General features: G+C 51.6%; 22 protein-coding genes. 11 read left to right on the plus strand and 11 right to left on the minus strand.

Annotated features, from left to right (window positions below; genetic code table 11):
• Window positions 1-23: 23 nt before the first annotated feature.
• From ACTHTA_RS08320 to ACTHTA_RS08340, 5 genes are all read right to left on the minus strand, one after another.
• Window positions 24-257: a methionine-binding protein gene (locus ACTHTA_RS08320; protein WP_137041378.1), complete on the minus strand. Its 234-nt coding sequence runs from the start codon at window positions 255-257 to the stop codon at window positions 24-26.
• A 13-nt stretch (window positions 258-270) separates the two neighbouring features.
• Window positions 271-855, minus strand: a complete 585-nt coding sequence (gene ruvA / locus ACTHTA_RS08325; protein WP_063068624.1) for a Holliday junction branch migration protein RuvA — start codon at window positions 853-855, stop codon at window positions 271-273.
• A 98-nt stretch (window positions 856-953) separates the two neighbouring features.
• On the minus strand, window positions 954-1673 hold the full coding sequence (locus ACTHTA_RS08330; protein ID WP_308888022.1) for a septal ring lytic transglycosylase RlpA family protein: 720 nt from the start codon (window positions 1671-1673) through the stop codon (window positions 954-956).
• A 48-nt stretch (window positions 1674-1721) separates the two neighbouring features.
• On the minus strand, window positions 1722-2186 hold the full coding sequence (trmL, locus tag ACTHTA_RS08335) for a tRNA (uridine(34)/cytosine(34)/5-carboxymethylaminomethyluridine(34)-2'-O)-methyltransferase TrmL (protein WP_070461542.1): 465 nt from the start codon (window positions 2184-2186) through the stop codon (window positions 1722-1724).
• A gap of 64 nt (window positions 2187-2250) precedes the next feature.
• Window positions 2251-2967, minus strand: a complete 717-nt coding sequence (locus tag ACTHTA_RS08340; protein WP_308888021.1) for a ComF family protein — start codon at window positions 2965-2967, stop codon at window positions 2251-2253.
• On the opposite strand from ACTHTA_RS08340, the gene bioH reads away from it, so the two are divergent.
• Together bioH and ACTHTA_RS08350 are read left to right on the plus strand one after the other, a co-directional pair.
• The gene (bioH, locus tag ACTHTA_RS08345) at window positions 2966-3712 is read left to right on the plus strand and encodes a pimeloyl-ACP methyl ester esterase BioH (RefSeq protein ID WP_313971305.1); all 747 of its coding nucleotides are present in this window, start codon (window positions 2966-2968) and stop codon (window positions 3710-3712) included. The genes ACTHTA_RS08340 and bioH overlap by 2 nt on opposite strands.
• Window positions 3713-3767: 55 nt before the next feature.
• Complete coding sequence (locus ACTHTA_RS08350) at window positions 3768-4562, plus strand: class I SAM-dependent methyltransferase (protein WP_440364576.1); 795 nt, start codon at window positions 3768-3770, stop codon at window positions 4560-4562.
• 145 nt (window positions 4563-4707) lie between these two features.
• Here the strand turns inward: ACTHTA_RS08350 and ACTHTA_RS08355 are convergent, their stop codons facing one another.
• From ACTHTA_RS08355 to ACTHTA_RS08365, 3 genes are all read right to left on the minus strand, one after another.
• Window positions 4708-4956: a BolA family protein gene (locus tag ACTHTA_RS08355; RefSeq protein ID WP_003686612.1), complete on the minus strand. Its 249-nt coding sequence runs from the start codon at window positions 4954-4956 to the stop codon at window positions 4708-4710.
• A 126-nt stretch (window positions 4957-5082) separates the two neighbouring features.
• The gene (locus tag ACTHTA_RS08360; protein ID WP_137041372.1) at window positions 5083-5412 is read right to left on the minus strand and encodes an FKBP-type peptidyl-prolyl cis-trans isomerase; all 330 of its coding nucleotides are present in this window, start codon (window positions 5410-5412) and stop codon (window positions 5083-5085) included.
• 139 nt (window positions 5413-5551) lie between these two features.
• Window positions 5552-6727: a cytochrome-c peroxidase gene (locus tag ACTHTA_RS08365; protein WP_440375758.1), complete on the minus strand. Its 1176-nt coding sequence runs from the start codon at window positions 6725-6727 to the stop codon at window positions 5552-5554.
• A 381-nt stretch (window positions 6728-7108) separates the two neighbouring features.
• On the opposite strand from ACTHTA_RS08365, the gene efeU reads away from it, so the two are divergent.
• From efeU to efeB, 3 genes are all read left to right on the plus strand, one after another.
• Window positions 7109-7933: an iron uptake transporter permease EfeU gene (efeU, locus tag ACTHTA_RS08370; RefSeq protein ID WP_049349150.1), complete on the plus strand. Its 825-nt coding sequence runs from the start codon at window positions 7109-7111 to the stop codon at window positions 7931-7933.
• A gap of 12 nt (window positions 7934-7945) precedes the next feature.
• The gene (gene efeO, locus ACTHTA_RS08375) at window positions 7946-9112 is read left to right on the plus strand and encodes an iron uptake system protein EfeO (RefSeq protein ID WP_049333129.1); all 1167 of its coding nucleotides are present in this window, start codon (window positions 7946-7948) and stop codon (window positions 9110-9112) included.
• Between the two features lie 135 nt (window positions 9113-9247).
• On the plus strand, window positions 9248-10513 hold the full coding sequence (gene efeB, locus ACTHTA_RS08380) for an iron uptake transporter deferrochelatase/peroxidase subunit (RefSeq protein WP_440364531.1): 1266 nt from the start codon (window positions 9248-9250) through the stop codon (window positions 10511-10513).
• A gap of 82 nt (window positions 10514-10595) precedes the next feature.
• Here efeB and ACTHTA_RS08385 read toward each other — a convergent pair whose 3' ends face one another.
• The 3 genes from ACTHTA_RS08385 to ACTHTA_RS08395 form a co-directional block, all read right to left on the minus strand.
• Window positions 10596-11063: a CinA family protein gene (locus ACTHTA_RS08385; RefSeq protein WP_440346559.1), complete on the minus strand. Its 468-nt coding sequence runs from the start codon at window positions 11061-11063 to the stop codon at window positions 10596-10598.
• Window positions 11064-11138: 75 nt separating this feature from the next.
• Window positions 11139-11984, minus strand: a complete 846-nt coding sequence (locus ACTHTA_RS08390; RefSeq protein WP_308888016.1) for a mechanosensitive ion channel family protein — start codon at window positions 11982-11984, stop codon at window positions 11139-11141.
• A gap of 113 nt (window positions 11985-12097) precedes the next feature.
• A complete protein-coding gene (locus ACTHTA_RS08395) occupies window positions 12098-13099 on the minus strand; it encodes a thiamine ABC transporter substrate-binding protein (protein ID WP_308888015.1) in 1002 nt (333 codons plus the stop codon).
• 64 nt (window positions 13100-13163) lie between these two features.
• On the opposite strand from ACTHTA_RS08395, the gene ACTHTA_RS08400 reads away from it, so the two are divergent.
• The 6 genes from ACTHTA_RS08400 (at window position 13164) to ACTHTA_RS08425 (ending at window position 17102) form a co-directional block, all read left to right on the plus strand.
• Window positions 13164-13820 (plus strand): pyrimidine 5'-nucleotidase, encoded by a 657-nt coding sequence (locus ACTHTA_RS08400; protein ID WP_308888014.1) that lies wholly within the window; start codon window positions 13164-13166, stop codon window positions 13818-13820.
• A 52-nt stretch (window positions 13821-13872) separates the two neighbouring features.
• On the plus strand, window positions 13873-14157 hold the full coding sequence (locus ACTHTA_RS08405) for a membrane lipoprotein lipid attachment site-containing protein (RefSeq protein ID WP_308888013.1): 285 nt from the start codon (window positions 13873-13875) through the stop codon (window positions 14155-14157).
• Window positions 14158-14255: 98 nt separating this feature from the next.
• Window positions 14256-15629 (plus strand): bifunctional UDP-N-acetylglucosamine diphosphorylase/glucosamine-1-phosphate N-acetyltransferase GlmU, encoded by a 1374-nt coding sequence (gene glmU, locus ACTHTA_RS08410; RefSeq protein ID WP_308888012.1) that lies wholly within the window; start codon window positions 14256-14258, stop codon window positions 15627-15629.
• A 47-nt stretch (window positions 15630-15676) separates the two neighbouring features.
• A complete protein-coding gene (locus tag ACTHTA_RS08415; RefSeq protein WP_308888011.1) occupies window positions 15677-16201 on the plus strand; it encodes a lytic enzyme in 525 nt (174 codons plus the stop codon).
• Between the two features lie 39 nt (window positions 16202-16240).
• On the plus strand, window positions 16241-16765 hold the full coding sequence (locus ACTHTA_RS08420; RefSeq protein WP_154953762.1) for a hypothetical protein: 525 nt from the start codon (window positions 16241-16243) through the stop codon (window positions 16763-16765).
• Window positions 16766-16781: 16 nt separating this feature from the next.
• Window positions 16782-17102, plus strand: coding sequence for a hypothetical protein (locus ACTHTA_RS08425; protein ID WP_308888008.1), 321 nt, complete (start codon window positions 16782-16784; stop codon window positions 17100-17102).
• The last annotated feature ends 72 nt before the right edge of the window (window positions 17103-17174 follow it).

Here is a 17174-nt window from a genome sequence, read left to right on the forward strand (position 1 = left end):
TGGTTTCAAACGGTCAGCGTTGTTTATCGATAATGATAAACCCGGCGCGGATAGACGGGATAAGCCGGATGGTTGTGAACGGGCTGGCTGTCTTGGTAAATAACGGTCGTTCCCGGCGGGGCGTTGATGGTCACGGTTTTGTTGATGGTGGTTTGCGAGTGGACGGGCAGGTCCAAGACGGCGGTGCGCCCATACGGAGTCTCGGTATAGACGCACGCGCTCAGCAAGAGGGTGACGCTCAGTGCCAATGCCTTCATGTTTCAGACGGCCTTATTTGAGCAGGTTTTTCAAGGCCAGGCGCACGCCTTCGCCGACTTCCGTACCTTTGGGAATGCCTTTAGTGGCGGCTTTGGCTTCGCGTTCGTTGTAGCCGAGGGCAAGCAGGGTGTTGATGATGTCTTGGCTTTCGTCGGCAACGGCATCAGGGGCAAACAGGCCGTCTGAAACGGTATGGGATACAAGTTTGCCGCGCAGTTCCAACACCATGCGTTCGGCGGTTTTCTTGCCGATGCCGGGGGCGGAGGAGAGACGTTTGACGTCTTCTTCGGCGATGGCTTGCGCCAGCTCGTCGGCATTCATGGCCGATAAAATGCCCAATGCGGTTTTGGCACCGATGCCGCTGACTTTGACCAGTTGGCGGAAGGTGGCGCGTTCCTCGGCTGAGGCGAAACCAAACAGCAAATGCGCGTCTTCGCGGACGACAAGCTGGGTGTAAAGATGGACGGTTTCGCCAACGGAGGGCAGGTTGTAGAAAGTCTGCATGGAAACGTCGGCTTCATAACCGACGCCGTTGACGTCGATAACGACCTGCGGCGGATTTTTCTCAATCAATTTGCCTGTGAGCCTGCTGATCATGGTGTTCCCCTGTGATTAAAAAAGGCCGTCTGAAACCTTGCAATCGGGTTTCAGACGGCCTTGTATTGTATCAAACTTCAGCGGTAACGCGGACGAAATCAGATGGCGGATGCCAGGTTCATATGACGGGCGCGTTCGCCTGCTTCGGCGGCACGTTCTTGGCTACTGAACGGACCCATTTTGACAACGTATTCGTAGTTGCGTTTTTCAAGCATGACTTTGCTGTCTGACGGCAGGCTTTGTGCGGCTTGGTTCAAATAAGCCTGTGCTTCGCGTTGGGTACCGAAGGATTTCAAATCAACAAAAAATTCTTTGTTGTTTGGGGAAATAATGGTTTGAGCGGCGGTTTGGCCGGGGATGATTTGTTCAACTTTGACGTTAGCCGAGCCTTGGTTGATGAAACCTAACTGTTGGGCGGCGGCTTTGGAAACATCGATGACGCGGTTGCCGTGGAAAGGGCCGCGGTCGTTGACACGGACGATGACGCTTTTGCCGTTTTGCATATTGGTCACGCGTGCGTAGCTGGGAATAGGGAGGGTTTTGTGGGCGGCGGAGAGGGCGTTCATATTGTAACGCTCGCCGCTGGAAGTTTTACGGCCGTGGAATTGGTTGCCGTACCATGAGGCTTTGCCGGTTTGGCTGAAAGAGGAAACTTTGGTCAGCGGCGTGTAGCGTTTGCCGGCAACTTTGTAACTGCGGTTGGCAGAAGGATGCAGTTTTTCGACTCGGACCACGCTGTCGGCGATGGCGGCATTGATGGAAAGGACGCCGATGGTGGCGGCGGCTAAGGAAAGGAGGGTTTTTTTAGTAAAAGTCAAAACGGGTTCCGTTCTTGAGTTGATAACGCAGCGGTTTCAGACGGCCTGTTATACGCCGCCGGCAAAACCGTTTTGTCGCCATGCTTCAAACAGAATGACGGCGACGGTATTGGAAAGATTCATGCTCCTGCTGTCGGGCATCATCGGCAGGCGGATTTTTTGTCCGGCAGGCAGGCTGTCGAGAACTTCGGCAGGCAGGCCGCGTGTTTCGGGACCAAACAGCAACACGTCGCCTTCGCGGAAGGAAACTTCGTCGGGGCGGGTGGAGCCTTTGGTGGTCAGCGCGAAAATGCGGCGGCCTTCGAGTGCCTTGAGGCAATCATCGAAATTCTCATGTACCGTCAGTTTGGCAAACTCGTGATAATCCAAACCCGCGCGTTTCATTTTGGACGAATCCAGAGGGAAACCAAGCGGTTTGACCAAGTGCAAATCAGCACCGGTATTGGCGCACAGGCGGATAATATTGCCCGTATTGGGCGGGATTTCGGGTTGGTACAAAACTATGGTAAACATATAAATCAATCACTTATAGAGTGGCATAATGCCGAAATGTTCCATGGGTGTCAAAAACTTTAAGCTATTTTTTCATTGGCGGACGCGCCAAACTCCAGCAAAAAATCTTACCTGCACCTGATTTTTTCAGCGTTTTCGCCAATTCGTTTAAAGTCGAGCCGGTGGTGAAGACATCATCAATTAACAGAATATTACACGCCTTCGGTAATTCGGCTTCGATTTCAAATGCATTCTTGATATTTCGCAGACGTTCGTCGCTTTTCAGTGTACTTTGCGGCTTGCCATGCCGTCTGAAAACCGCGTGGCGCGGCAGCAGCGTCCAGCCGTAGCGTTTTGCCAAAATATCCGTCAACGCCTCGCTTTGGTTGAATCCGCGCTTGAGCCGCCGCTCTTTGCTCAAAGGCATGGGCAGGACGAAATCGAAGTGTTCCATCGTCAGCCAGTCCGGTGCGTTTTGGCACATCAAATCCGCCAACGGTCGGCTCATGCCCAAATCGGCCAAGTGTTTCAGCTCGCGTATCATGCTGCTGACGGGCGGTTCGTAATACAGCGAGGCCCACATTCTATCAAATGCGGGCGGCTTTTTCTGACAACTGCCGCACACTGCCCCGCCCGCAACATGGCGGAAACACAAAGGGCAGCTTTGTGCCGCGTCGATAAAATATTCCGTCAAATCGTTTGCGCAGCCTCGGCAAAGGCCGTCTGAAACGGAATCGTGGCATAATACGCAACGTTGCGCATTGAGCTGTTTCAAACTGCGCCACCAAGAAAGAACATTCATGCCACACTCCGCCAAAAAAGTTTATCTGATACACGGTTGGGCGGCGAACCGCCATGTATTCGACGATTTGATACCGCGCCTGCCTGCCAATTGGGACGTCCACGCGCTTGATTTGCCCGGACACGGCGATGCGCCTTTTGCCGAACCGTTTGATATTGCCGCCGTTGCCGAAGCCTTCGCCGGACAAATCGACACGCCGGCACACATTCTCGGCTGGTCGCTGGGCGGACTGGTTGCCCTGTATCTGACCGCGCTTTATCCCGACAAAATCCAATCGCTCTGCCTGACGGCAAGTTTTGCCCGATTGACTGCCGACACGGATTATCCCGAAGGCTTGGCGCAACCTGCCCTGGGCAAGATGGTCGGCGCATTCCAGCAGGATTATGCCAAACATATTAAACAGTTTCTACAACTGCAACTGCTGCACACGCCCCATTCAGGCGAAATCTTAAACCGGGTGTTGCCCGATTTGGCGCGTTGCGGCACGCCTTCCGCCTTACAGGCCGCGCTTGAAGCGGTCAACCATGCCGACGCGCGTCCGCTGTTGCCGCTTATTCAAACGCCGTCATTGCTGGTGTTTGGACAGAAAGACGCGATCACGCCGCCGCGCATGGGCGAATATTTGCACCGCCATTTGAGCAATAGCGAGCTGGTCCTTATCGACAAAGCCGCACACGCGCCCTTTTTAAGCCATGCCGACGAATTTGCCGAAATCTACCGCAATTTTGTCGAAAAGGCCGTCTGAAACAGCCTTCAACCATAAAAACATTGTCGGGCAAAGCCCGCTGACACGACCCACCATGACCGAACAAGACAAACGCTGGCAGATTCACCGCCATCTCGCCCAAGACACCGACGAGCGCCTGCAGCTGGTCCGCAATGCACCCAAACGCATCATGCTGATTGGTGCCGATGCCGACATCAGCCGCAGCCTGCTGGCCGCGCGTTATCCCGACGCCGTGTTTGAAGAATACGATCCGAATGCTGATTTTTTGAAAACCGCCGCCGCCGCGCGCAAAGGCGGTTTTTGGCAGAAGCTGACCGGCAAAACCATCCCGCAGCATTGCCAAGCCCTGACCGCGCCGTTGCCCGAAGCATCTGCCGATATGTTGTGGGCCAACCTCAGCCTCAGCCGCGCCGACGATATTTTGCCGGTATTGAAAAACTGGGCCGCTGCTTTGAAAACCGACGGATTATTGTTTTTCACGCACTTTGGCCGCGACAGCCTGACCGAGCTGACAGGCCGTCTGAACCATGAAGGCATCGAATGCGAAGCGCCCATGCTGATTGATATGCACGACTTGGGCGATATGCTCGCCGACAACGGCTTTTACGATCCGGTAACCGACACGGCCAAGCTTGAGTTGAGCTATAAAAAAGCCGGGACGTTTTGGCAGGACATGGAAACCTTGGGATTGTGGAATGCGTTGAAATTCAGCAATCCGCAAGCGGCCAAGGAATGTGTGGATAAGATTTTTGCCAACGAAGGCCGTCTGAACATCACGCTTGAAACCGTGTACGGTCATGCCGTGAAAAAATTGGTGTTGCCGCAAGGGGAGAACGTGGTGCAGTTTTTCCCGAAACGGCAGGGCTAGTTTGGCGGTCGTGCCGGTAAGGTTGACACCGAGATTGTGTGTTGTCGAATGCGGTTTGGCGTTTGTATCGATTGCCTGCGCTGATTAATATGTATGAAAAAGGCCGTCTGAAAAGTTTTCAGACGGCCTTTTGTTTGATTCCAAATTAAGCCTGTTTGGCCGCCCATTCGGCCGGAGTGGCGGCAACGGAAATCGACAGCGCGTGCAATTCGTTGCTTTCGAGTTGCGGCTTGAGGCCGTCTTTAATCAGGCGGTGGCGGGCGAGGCGGGCTTTGCCTTCAAATGAGGAGGAAACGATGACGGCGAAGAAGTGATGGCCGTCGCCTTCAACTTCGACGTGTTCGCAAGGGGTAACGCCTTCAATCAGGGTTTTGACTTGTTCGGGTAAAAGCATGGGGGTTCCTTGGGAAATGGTTTGCTTGTAAAAGAGGGCATTATACCGAATCTTGATGAAAACAGGCCGTCTGAAAAACCAAACTTCGGGTTTCAGACGGCCTCGGTCTTTTGAAGCGTCAAATGCTTATTCGTACACTTTCAGCAGCTCGACTTCAAAAATCAAGGTTGCGTGCGGAGGAATCACGCCGCCGGCACCGCGTTCGCCGTAGCCCATTTCGGAAGGAATGGTCAGCTTGCGTTTGCCGCCTTCTTTCATGCCGCCGAAGCCTTCGTCCCAACCTTTAATCACTTGACCGACGCCCAGCGTGATGGTCAGCGGTTGACGGCGGTCGAGGCTGGAGTCGAATTTGGTACCGTCTTCCAGCCAACCAGTGTAATGTACGGTGATTTCTTTGCCTTTGACGGCTTCTTTGCCGTGGCCTTCTTGCAAGTCTTCAATAATCAGGCTCATGATGTTCCTTTCGGATGTATGGTGAAAATTGGCTCAAGATTACCATATTGTGTGGAATCGTGAAACAAAGCCGATTATATGCCCGGCAACAAAAAGGCCGTCTGAAACGGATTTTCAGACGGCCTTTGTTTTGTGCTAAACCTTATTTGTTGTCAGGTCGGGATTTGACATCGGTGGATACAGGCAGCTCAGGCATGGTTCGGGCAGATTCAGGAACATTGCCGGAGAGGGCTTTCAAGAAGGCAACGATGTTTTCAGTTTCTTCCGGAGCCAGAGTTTTACCCAATTGGGCTTTCGCCATGATGTTGACGGCTTTATCCAATTCCCAAACGCTGCCGTTGTGGAAGTATGGATAGGTGCGTTCAACGTTTCTCAAGCCGGGAACACGGAAGAAGAATTCGTCTTCGGCTTTTTTGGTTACGTCCGCACGGCCTTTGTCGTGTTTAGGATCGTCGATGTGTTTCCAGTAAGGACCATCCACCAAACCGAATTTTTGGAACATGGTACCGCCCAAGTTGACGCCGCTGTGACAAGCGATACAGCCGTTGTCTATAAATGCGCGTACGCCTTTGCGTTCTTGTTCGCTCAGGGCAGATACGTTGCCTTTCAGGTAGTCGTCCCAACGGGTCGGGGTCAGCAGGGTACGTTCAAACGCGCCCAATGCGGTGGTGATGTTTTTGAAGGAAACCGCGCCGTCTTCAGGGAATGCGGCTTTGAATTTTTCTTGGTATTCAGGGATACCGGCAATTTTGGCGGCGGCATCGGCTTCGGTCGCGTTGGCCATTTCAACAGGGTTGAGCAATGGGCCGCCGGCTTGTTCTTCCACATCGGCTGCACGGCCGTCCCAGAATTGGCTGCCCAACAAGGCGGCATTCAGAGCAGTTGGGGAGTTACGGGCGCCGAATTGGCTTTTGTGGCCCGCACTGGTCGGCATGTTGTCTACGCCAGCAGTTGCCAAGTTGTGGCAAGAGTTACAGCTGACGGTGTTGCCTTTGGACAGGCGGTTTTCGTACCAAAGTTGTTGGCCGAGTTTGACCTGTTCTTCGGTAAACGGACGGACTTTTTGCATTTCGGCTAAGTCAGGCAAAGGTTTGAACGTAGCTTGCGCGCGTTCCAACAGGGCTTTGTCTTCGGCAGAAATATCGGCGGAATTTTGAGGGGCCGAAACGGCGGCGGTGCTTGCGGCAGTATCGGCAGCGCTCGCGGCAGAAGCTGCTTGAGGGGTTTCGGTTGTTTGAGCCGTTTTCTCACCGCAGGCGGTCAACGCGGCAGAAACGGCCAAAGCCAAAGCGATTTGGTGGAGTTTTAAACGTGGCATAGGAGGGTTCCTTTGTTATGCGTTTGTTATGTCATGGATTGCTGATTGCACCAGCAGTATGCCAACTATAAAAGATAAGGCGGTTTTAATTTTTTTTGTAAATCAACCTTTTAAATTTGATAAATTTTGAAAATATCACTGATAGGGAAATTTATACTATGGAACTTTTTTATTATTTATTTACAATTGCTTAGATAAATTAAGGCCGTCTGAAAAAATAAAATTCAGACGGCCTTTTAGTTTTTATTGATTACGTCCGTTATTCTATTTTAAAAAATCTTAATAAATATGGGGTTATTAAAAAATAAAAATAATTTGCGTTATTAAACATAAAGCGTTATAAATGCGTTAACAAATAAACGTTTCACTTTAGAGTTTTTTATGCTGATTGCTTTATTGATTATGCTGCGCGAGGGCATCGAAGCCGCCCTGATCGTCGGTATTGTTGCCAGTTTTTTGAAACAGTCGGGACACAGCGAGCTGATGCCGAAGGTTTGGCTGGGCGTGTTTTTGGCTTCGGTCATGTGTTTGGGCATCGGTTACGGCATCCATTCGGCAACGGGCGAGATTCCGCAGAAAGAACAGGAATTGGTGGTCGGCGTCATCGGCCTGGTGGCCGTGGCGATGCTGACGTACATGATTTTATGGATGAAAAAGGCCGCGCGTTCGATGAAACAGCATCTGCAGGATTCGGTTCAGACGGCCTTGAACCGCGGCAGCGGCCAGGGTTGGGCCTTGGTCGGCATGGCGTTTTTGGCCGTGGCGCGCGAAGGTTTGGAGAGCGTGTTTTTCCTGCTGGCCGTGTTCCAGCAAAGTCCGACGTGGTCTATGCCGATAGGCGCAGTGTTGGGGCTGTTGGCGGCGGTTGTCATCGGTACGCTGATTTATCAGGGCGGTATGCGCCTTAACTTGGCGAAGTTTTTCCGTTGGACGGGCGCGTTTCTGATTGTGGTGGCAGCCGGTCTGTTGGCCGGTTCGTTTCGCGCGCTGCATGAGGCCGGCGTATGGAATGTGATGCAGGACATCGCTTTCGACACATCGAAATATTTGCATGAAGACAGCCCTTTAGGCGTGCTGCTCGGCGGTTTCTTCGGCTATACCGACCACCCGACCGAAGGCGAAGTCCTGATTTGGCTGCTGTATCTGGTTCCCGTCATGATTTGGTTTTTGCGCGGCAGCGCGCCGGCAAAAACGTTAACTAAATAAAAAGGAATGAAAATGAAAAAATTCAATCTGACTGCTTTGTCCGTAATGTTGGCTCTGGGTTTGACCGCGTGTCAGCCGCCTGAAGCCGAAAAAGCCGCGCCTGCCGCTTCAGGCGCATCCGCTGCCGCCAATGCCGACGGTTCGGTCAATATCGGCGTGAACGATACTGCCTGCGAACCGATGGAATTGACCGTCCCCAGCGGCCAAGTCGTGTTCAACATCAAAAACGACAGTGGCCGCAAGCTGGAATGGGAAATCCTGAAAGGCGTGATGGTGGTGGACGAGCGTGAAAACATCGCCCCGGGTTTATCCGACAAAATGACCGTTACCCTGCTGCCGGGCGAATATGAAATGACTTGCGGCCTGTTGACCAATCCGCGCGGTAAGCTGATTGTTACCGACAGCGGCTTCAAAGACACTGCCAACGAAGCGGATTTGGAAAAACTGTCCCAACCGCTCGCCGACTATAAAGCTTACGTTCAAGGCGAGGTTAAAGAGCTGGTGGCGAAAACCAAAACCTTTACCGAAGCCGTTAAAGCCGGCGACATTGAAAAGGCCAAATCCCTGTTTGCCGCCACCCGCGTCCATTACGAACGTATCGAACCGATTGCCGAGCTTTTCAGCGAACTCGACCCCGTCATCGATGCGCGTGAAGACGACTTTAAAGACGGTGCGAAAGATGCCGGGTTTACAGGCTTCCACCGTATCGAACACGCCCTTTGGGTAGAAAAAGACGTATCCGGCGTGAAGGAAATTGCAGCGAAACTGATGACCGATGTTGAAGCCCTGCAAAAAGAAATCGACGCATTGGCATTCCCTCCAGGCAAAGTGGTCGGCGGCGCGTCCGAACTGATTGAAGAAGTGGCCGGCAGCAAAATCAGCGGCGAAGAAGACCGTTACAGCCATACCGACTTGAGCGACTTCCAAGCCAATGTGGAAGGCTCCAAAAAAATCGTTGATTTGTTCCGTCCGCTGATCGAAGCCAAAGACAAAGCGTTGTTGGAAAAAACCGATGCCAACTTCAAACAGGTTGAAGACATTTTGGCGAAATACAAAAAACAAGACGGCTTCGAGCTGTACGACAAACTGAGCGAAGAAGACCGCAAAGCCCTGCAGGCGCCGATTAATGCCTTGGCAGAAGATTTGGCCAAACTGCGCGGCATTTTGGGTTTGAAATAAGATAACGCGTTTTCAGACGGCCTTTGGATATTGAAAGGCCGTCTGAATCTTATTGTCGCCCACACAAAATATGCTTGAAAACCGACCTTACTTCACACGATTGCAATCTTTCCGTTCCCTGCCAAGGAGCAGACCATGAGCCAAAACAAACAACCGGCACAACCCGAAAAACGAACCCTTTTCAAAACTGCCCTTGCCGCCGGTGCCATCGGCGTTGCCGGTTATTTTGCCGGTAAAAAACAAGGCGAAGCCGCCGCCGAAACCCAAAACAATCAACATTCCGAGCTGGCCTATCCGTGTTATGGCGAGCATCAGGCAGGCATCGTTACGCCACACCAGCTCTTCGGCATTATGTGTGCCTTTGACGTTACCGCCAAAGACGCCAAACAACTTGAAAACCTATTCCGCGTCCTGACCGCCCGCATCGAATTCCTCACCCAAGGCGGCGAATACCAAGACGGCGACGACAAACTTCCGCCTGCGGGCAGCGGCATCCTCGGCAAACAATTCCGCCCCGACGGACTGACGGTTACCGTCGGCGTCGGCAGCAGCCTCTTTGACGACCGCTTCGGCCTCAAAGACAAAAAGCCGAAACACTTGCAGGAAATGCGCGACTTCCCCAACGACAAACTCCAAAAATCGTGGTGCGACGGCGACCTCAGCCTGCAAATTTGCGCGTTTTCCCCCGAAACCTGCCAAGCCGCCCTGCGCGACATCATCAAAAATACCGCCCAGTTTGCCGTGATCCGTTGGAGCATAGACGGTTGGCTCCCTAAAGCCGAACCCGGCGCCATTGCCGCGCGCAACCTTTTAGGTTTCCGCGACGGCTCCGGCAATCCAAAAGTCGAAGATCCCAAAGTTGCCGATCAAGTCCTGTGGACAGGCGTTGCCGCCAACAGCTTGGACGAACCGGCATGGGCGAAAAACGGCAGTTATCAGGCCGTCCGCCTCATCCGCCACTTTGTCGAGTTTTGGGACCGCACCCCGATGCAGGAACAAACCGATATTTTCGGCCGACGCAAATACAGCGGCGCGCCCATGGACGGTAAAAAAGAGGGCGACACCGCCGATTTCGCCAAAGACCCCGACGGCAAAATCACGCCCAAAGACAGCCATATGCGCATTGCCAATCCGCGCGATCCTGAGTTCATGAAAAAACACCTGCTCTACCGCCGCGCCTTCAACTACTCGCGCGGCCTCGCCGCCAACGGCCAGCTCGATGTCGGCTTGGTGTTCATCTGCTATCAGGCCAACCTTGCCGACGGCTTCATCTTCGTGCAAAACCTGCTCAACGGCGAGCCGCTGGAGGAATACATCAGCCCGTTTGGCGGCGGCTATTTCTTCGTCCTGCCGGGTGTCGAAAAAGGCAGCTTCCTCGGCAAAGAGCTTTTGGGCGTATAAATCCGCCGATGGTTTGAATAGATAAATAAAAAGGCCGTCTGAAACCTGATTTCCAGATTTCAGACGGCCTGAGTTTTTTCTATCAAACCAAATGTTCCGCCAAGAAAGCCAATGCGTATTCGACGGCTTGCGCCCTTATTGCTTCGCGGTCGCCTGTGAAAAGCGCGGTTTGCTCAAACGAACCTTCGGGCGTGGCCAGGCCGAACCAGACTGTGCCGACCGGTTTGGCCGCGCTGCCGCCGCTAGGGCCGGCGATGCCGGAAATACTCAAGGCGTAATCTGCCTGCGCGACGGCCTTTGCGCCGCGTGCCATTTCATAGACGGTCTCGCGGCTGACCGCGCCGTGTTTCAGCAAGGTATCGGGCATGACGCCGAGACGCTCCTGTTTGGCTTGGTTGCTGTATGTGACGAAGCTTTGATGAAACCATTGCGAGCTGCCGGAGAGGGAGGTCAGCGCACCTGCAAGCAGGCCGCCGGTGCAGGACTCGGCGCAGGTAACGGTTTGACGGCGGCTGGTCAGGTGTTCGGCGATGGTTTGCAGATGGGACATGGCGGCTCCTTATGGAAAGGGTGGAATGGGGCGGGTGTTCGATCCGCCGGGTTTCAGACGGCCTGAAAGTTGAAATCAGTCTTTCGGCTGAATGAGGTGGACATCACATTGTGGGAATGGGATGTTGATGTTGGCTTCGCGCAGGTTTTCGACGACCTGCTCGTTCAAACCGAATCGGAATAAGGCCAAATCCGCTTCGTTCGTCCATGCCCAAAGCGTGATTTCGATAGCGCTGGCAGCGAGGTTGGTAATGTATACGACGGCAGGTCGTTCTTTGGTTTGAACACATAATGGATGCTCGGTTGCCGCTCTCAATACGGCGGCTTTGGCGGCTTTCAAGTCGCAGGCGTAGTCGACACCGACAACGACTTGGGCGCGGCACAGGGGTAGGGAGGAGCGGTTAGTAATGCTATTGGTCATGACCACGCTGTTGGGCAGGACGACTTCTTCGTTGTCCGGCGTACTCAAAGAGGTCTGCACCATTTTGATTTCGCGGACGATGCCTTCAAAACCGTTGACGCGGATAAAGTCGCCGACTTTAAACGGGCGGAACAGGATAATCAGCGCGCCGGCAGCGAAGTTGGACAGTTGGTCTTTCAAAGACAAAGCCACGGCCAAGCCTGCGCCACCGATCAAGGCGGTAACGGAAGTGGTCGGGATGCCGAGTTTGCCCAGTGCGGCGATGATAACGAGGATCAGCAGGCCGATGTTGGCAACGTTGCCGAGGAAGCTAACCAGCGTTTTATCGACTTTGGCGCGTGTCAACGCGGCTTTCATCAGTGTCACCACGCGCGTGGCGATCCAGCGGCCGATAAAGAAGATGGCCAAGGCGGCCAGCAGGTTCATGCCGAAAGACATGCCAGTTTGGGCGAGTTGTTCCCAACCGGAGAAGGAGGAGAGGACTTGAAGATCGAAATTCATAATTGTGTGTGCGTGTGAAGTTGTTTAAAAGGTTATTGTAAAACAAGGCCGTCTGAAAAACTAATGATTTGTTTTTTCAGACGGCCTTTAATCTTTCTTAAATCTTTTTCAGCTTAACGTAAAACGGTTTTGCTCCAACGGCTCACCCATTGTTTTTGTTTGGTGTTGATGTCGGCGCGATTGGGGGAATCGCTGTGTTTTGGGGTTTGGGCAAACTCGAATACTTTGGGCAGCGGCGTGTTTTTGGCAGCCGGATAGACCCACATTTCGGCAGGCAGGGCTTTTTGCACTTCGCCGCTTTGCAGCCAGCTCACCAGTTTGGCCGCCAGCTCGGGCTGTTTTGCGCCTTTCAAAACGGCCGCGCCTTCAACTTGGCGGAATGTGCCGCCTTTGAGGAAGAGGTTGCCGGTGGGCGGAGTGCTGTATTTGCCTTTGGAGTAGTGGACTTCGGCCGCCGGGCTGGTGGCATAGCTGACCACGAGGGGATAGGCGCCGCCGTTTTGGGTAAAGTCGGTGTAGTAGGCTTCGCTCCAGCCTTTGGCAACTTTCACACCGTTTTGGCGCATTTGTGCCCACCATTTGAACGCGCCTTCTTCACCCATGCCGCCGATGTTGGCCAAGAGGAAGGAGAGGCCGGGCGAGGATGTGGCGGGAGACGGGGTCACCAGAAGGTTTTTATATTCCGGTTTGGTCAGGTCTTGCAGTGTTTGCGGCAGGGGCAGTTTTTTCTGTTCAAACCATTTTTTGTCGTAGTTGATGGTGACATAGGCGTAATCGACGGCCAGCGCATCGGGCAGGGAGGCGGTTACGGGTGCGGATTTGGGTTGGTTTGCGGCGAGGATGCCGGCGGCTTTGGCTTTGCCGATGTTGGCGTTGTCCAAACCGTAAACCGCATCGGCAATCGGGTTGGCCTTGCTCAAAATCAGTTTGTTGAGCATTTCGTTGCCGCTGCCTGCCTTGATGACGGACACTTTGGCATCGTTGGCTTTTTCAAATTGCGCGATGACGGATTGGGGCAGGCTGAAGGATTTGTGCACGGCCAAACGCACTTCGGTTTGGGCGTACAGGTTTGCCGAAGCCAGCAACAGGGCCAAGGCGGACAATTTCAGTTTCATTCTCTTTCCTTTGTGCGGGTAAAATACGAAATATCATAACAAAATTTGCATATCAAGGCACGATATGAATCATTCCCCCGTTTGGCTGTTTGACCTCGACAACACTTTGCACAATGCCGAAACCGGCATTTTCTACATCATCAACCGCGCCATGACCGAATACATGGCAGGCCGTCTGAAACTTTCCGAAGAAGCTGCCTCCCACCTGCGCCAAGATTATTGGCACCGATACGGCGCGACGCTTGCCGGTTTGCAAATCCACCATCCCGAAGTCGATATCGATGAATTTTTGCGTGAAAGTCACCCGCTTAAGCAAATTTTGGCAAAGGTGGAGGGTATGGATGGAACTGATGACGTTTTAGGCCGTCTGAAAGGGCGAAAAGCCGTATTTTCCAACGGGCCTTCGTTTTATGTCCGCGCATTGATTGAGGAGTTGGGCTTGGAAGCGCATTTTGACGGCTGGTTCGGTACGGACGACTTCGGCCTGCTCTACAAACCCAATCCGCAGGCCTATTTCAACGTCTGCCGCCTGTTGGGCGTCAAACCCGAACAGTGCATTATGGTGGACGACAGCGCCGACAATCTGCACCAAGCCAAAGCCTTGGGCATGAAGACCGTTTGGTACGGCGAAAAAGCCCATCCGTTGCCATTTGCTGACGGCATAGTGAAAGATATGCAGGGCTTGCTTGATTTTGCACAAAACCTGCCATTAAGCCTTTAAAAAAACAGTACAATACACAGTATTTCCAACATTTAAAAACAAGGACAACATCATGCGTAAACTCGCTTTAATTCTGACCGCCGCCGCCGTTTTGGCCGGTTGCTCTTGGGAAACCTATACCAACGAATCCGGCCGTACCGCCGTACGCCAAAAATATGCTACCGGCACACCTATCGTTTATCAGGACGGTACTTATTCTAAAAACATGAATTACAACCAGTTCCGCCCTGAGCGCCGCGCCGTCCAATCCTATCAAGCGGATCATGCTGAACACGGCGAACGCGGCCAGCACTGGCAAAAACCGCAATTTGCCAATCAACAGCCAGCAACCGAATAACAATATCCCCAAGGCCGTCTGAAACGGAGTGAAAAACAATCAACACGTGTTGCCACACTTTTCAGACGGCCTCAAACAACGACAACGGAAACCGTATCATGGCTCAGACAGCTTTAAATATCGTCATCCTCGCCGCCGGCAAAGGCACGCGCATGTACTCCAAAATGCCCAAAGTGCTGCACCGCATCGGCGGCCTTCCCATGGTTGAGCGCGTTATCGACACCGCCGCCTCCCTGAATCCCCAAAACATCTGCGTCGTCATCGGACACGGCAAAGACCAAGTCTTAGACACCGTCAAACGCGACGTCGTCTGGGTCGAACAAACCGAACAGCTCGGCACCGGCCACGCCGTCAAAACCGCCCTGCCCCACCTTTCCGCCGAAGGCCGCACGCTGGTGTTGTACGGCGATGTTCCCCTGATTGACGCAGCCACCCTCGAAACCCTGCTCGAAGCCGCAGGCAGCGAAGTCGGTCTGTTGACCGACGTGCCCAACGACCCGACAGGTTTGGGCCGCATCATCCGCGACAGCAACGGCAGCGTAACCGCCATTGTCGAAGAAAAAGACGCCGATGCCGCCCAAAAGGCCGTGAAAGAAATCAATACCGGCATTTTGATTCTGCCTAACGCCAAACTCGAAGCTTGGTTGAACAGCCTCTCCAGCAACAACGCCCAAGGCGAATACTACCTGACCGACCTCATCGCCAAAGCCGTTGCCGACGGCATCAAAGTCCATCCCGTCCAAGTGCGCGCCTCCCACCTCGCCGCCGGCGTGAACAACAAACTCCAGCTCGCCGAACTCGAACGCATCTTCCAAACCGAACAAGCGCAAGAGTTGCTCAAAGCAGGCGTCACCCTGCGCGATCCCGCCCGCTTCGACTTAAGGGGTCGTCTGAAACACGGACAAGACGTCGTGATTGACGTCAACGTCGTCCTCGAAGGCGACATCGAAATCGGCGACAACGTCGAAATCGGCGCAAACTGCGTCATCAAAAACGCCAAAATCGGCGCAAACAGCAAAATCGCCCCCTTCTCCCACCTCGAAGACTGCGAAGTCGGACAAAACAACCAAATCGGCCCCTACGCCCGCCTGCGTCCGCAAGCCCGCCTTTCAGACGACGTACACGTCGGCAACTTCGTCGAAATCAAAAACGCCGCCATCGGCAAAGGCACCAAAGCCAACCACCTCACCTACATCGGCGATGCCGAAGTCGGCAGCAAAACCAACTTCGGCGCAGGCACGATCATTGCCAACTACGACGGCGTGAACAAACACAAAACCGTCATCGGCGATGAAGTGCGCATCGGTTCAAACTGCGTACTGGTTGCTCCTGTTACCCTCGGCAACAAAGTGACGACAGGCGCGGGCAGCGCGATTACCCGCAATTGCGAAGACGGCAAACTCGTTCTCGCCCGTTCGCGCCAAACCGTCATCGAAGGCTGGGTGCGTCCGGAAAAAGGCGATAAGAAGTAAGGCTGCCTGAAAATAAGAAAGACTTAATTCTTAATTAGGACGTATTAATGGAAGAAAACACTGATATAGAACAAGCTCGAAGTTTGGTTATCGAGACATCTAGATTAATGGTTGCATATCGAGACAATAGTGAAAAACTTGTGAATGATGTTCGAAATGAGTTAGACAAATTTTTAATTGAACAACGTCGTATGCTTGTTCAGATGATTAGGGAGGAAGTAACAAAAGAAGTCTCTCAAGCTGTTTATGCTTATGTAAAAGATATGGAAAAAGCCCGTAATCAGATGGCAGATCAAGTTAGAGAATTTAATGGCTACCTTCGGAAAGTACAGGAGGAAAATAATAAAATTTCTTCCCGTTCAGTATGGGTTACATCGCTAACATTGGCAACGTTGGTTATTGGGGGAATTGCATTGATTTGGTTTTATTCGGGAGTTATTCAGAGTAAGAAAATTGATGCAGATATGGTTACACGGATTAATCAAGCAGATATTGTCCGTTGCGGAAATGATTTATGCGCGAGGACAAGTAAAGCTGGAGAAAATGGGTATAGAGTTATTAAAAAACGATGATAATTTATTTGAGCTAAATAGATAGTGAGGATTTTAAACGTGGTAAAGTATTTCTTATATGGATTTTCAAGTTTTTTATTTTTAACAAATGCTTATGCTGGAAGTCAGCCTGAAAGTCTTGCCAAGATAATTTATGAAAAAGAAATAGATTTAAATCAAGATAGAATAAAGGATAAATTAGTTATTGAGGAAAACACGGAAGGTAAAAGAAATTTAAAAATCCTTGTTGAAGATTCTAAAAAACAGTGGAATACAGTTATTGAAAACCGTAATATGGTTTTATGCAAATATTGTGGAGGAGTGAGTACAGGAGATCCTTTGGTTTCGGTTGAAGCAAAAAGAAATGTGTTTGAAATTACACAAGAAGGAGGAAGTCGTGAAAGATGGACTTCTGTATATAGATTTCAATATTCACCTAAATTAAGTACATGGATTTTGAGAAAAGCGAGATTGAACGTGTATGATACGGTAACTGGCAAGAATGAGATAAAAAGGAAAAGTATAAATAGTTCAAAACCAGTAAAACTTCAAGATTTCAATTATGATGAATTTTTTTATAATTAAGTAGAGCGAGTCTATTATGAATAATAATACGAAATTGATGCATGAGGAAAAAATCCTTCAGGAAGCTATGTCGAATGGAATTTCTTCGAGAAAAGAACTGGCCAATCTTCTTGCTCAGGTTGCTCATGAATCTGGTAATTTTAGTACTATGGAAGAAAATTTAAATTATTCTGCTAAAAGATTAGCTCAATTATGGCCCAAAAGATATGCAGATGGAAATCATAATCCAAATGAAAAAGCTTTGAATATTGCTAACAACCCTGAAAAAATTGCTAATGATGTGTACTCCAATAGAATGGGAAATGGTAATTCTAATTCAGGAGATGGTTACCTGTAGAAACTAGTAGCGTTGTTTACAGTATTTCCAGGAGAATACTGAAACATGAACATGCACAAAAACACCCGTCTC

It is taken from the genome of Neisseria sp. P0013.S005, assembly GCF_051958425.1.
GTDB lineage: Bacteria > Pseudomonadota > Gammaproteobacteria > Burkholderiales > Neisseriaceae > Neisseria > Neisseria subflava.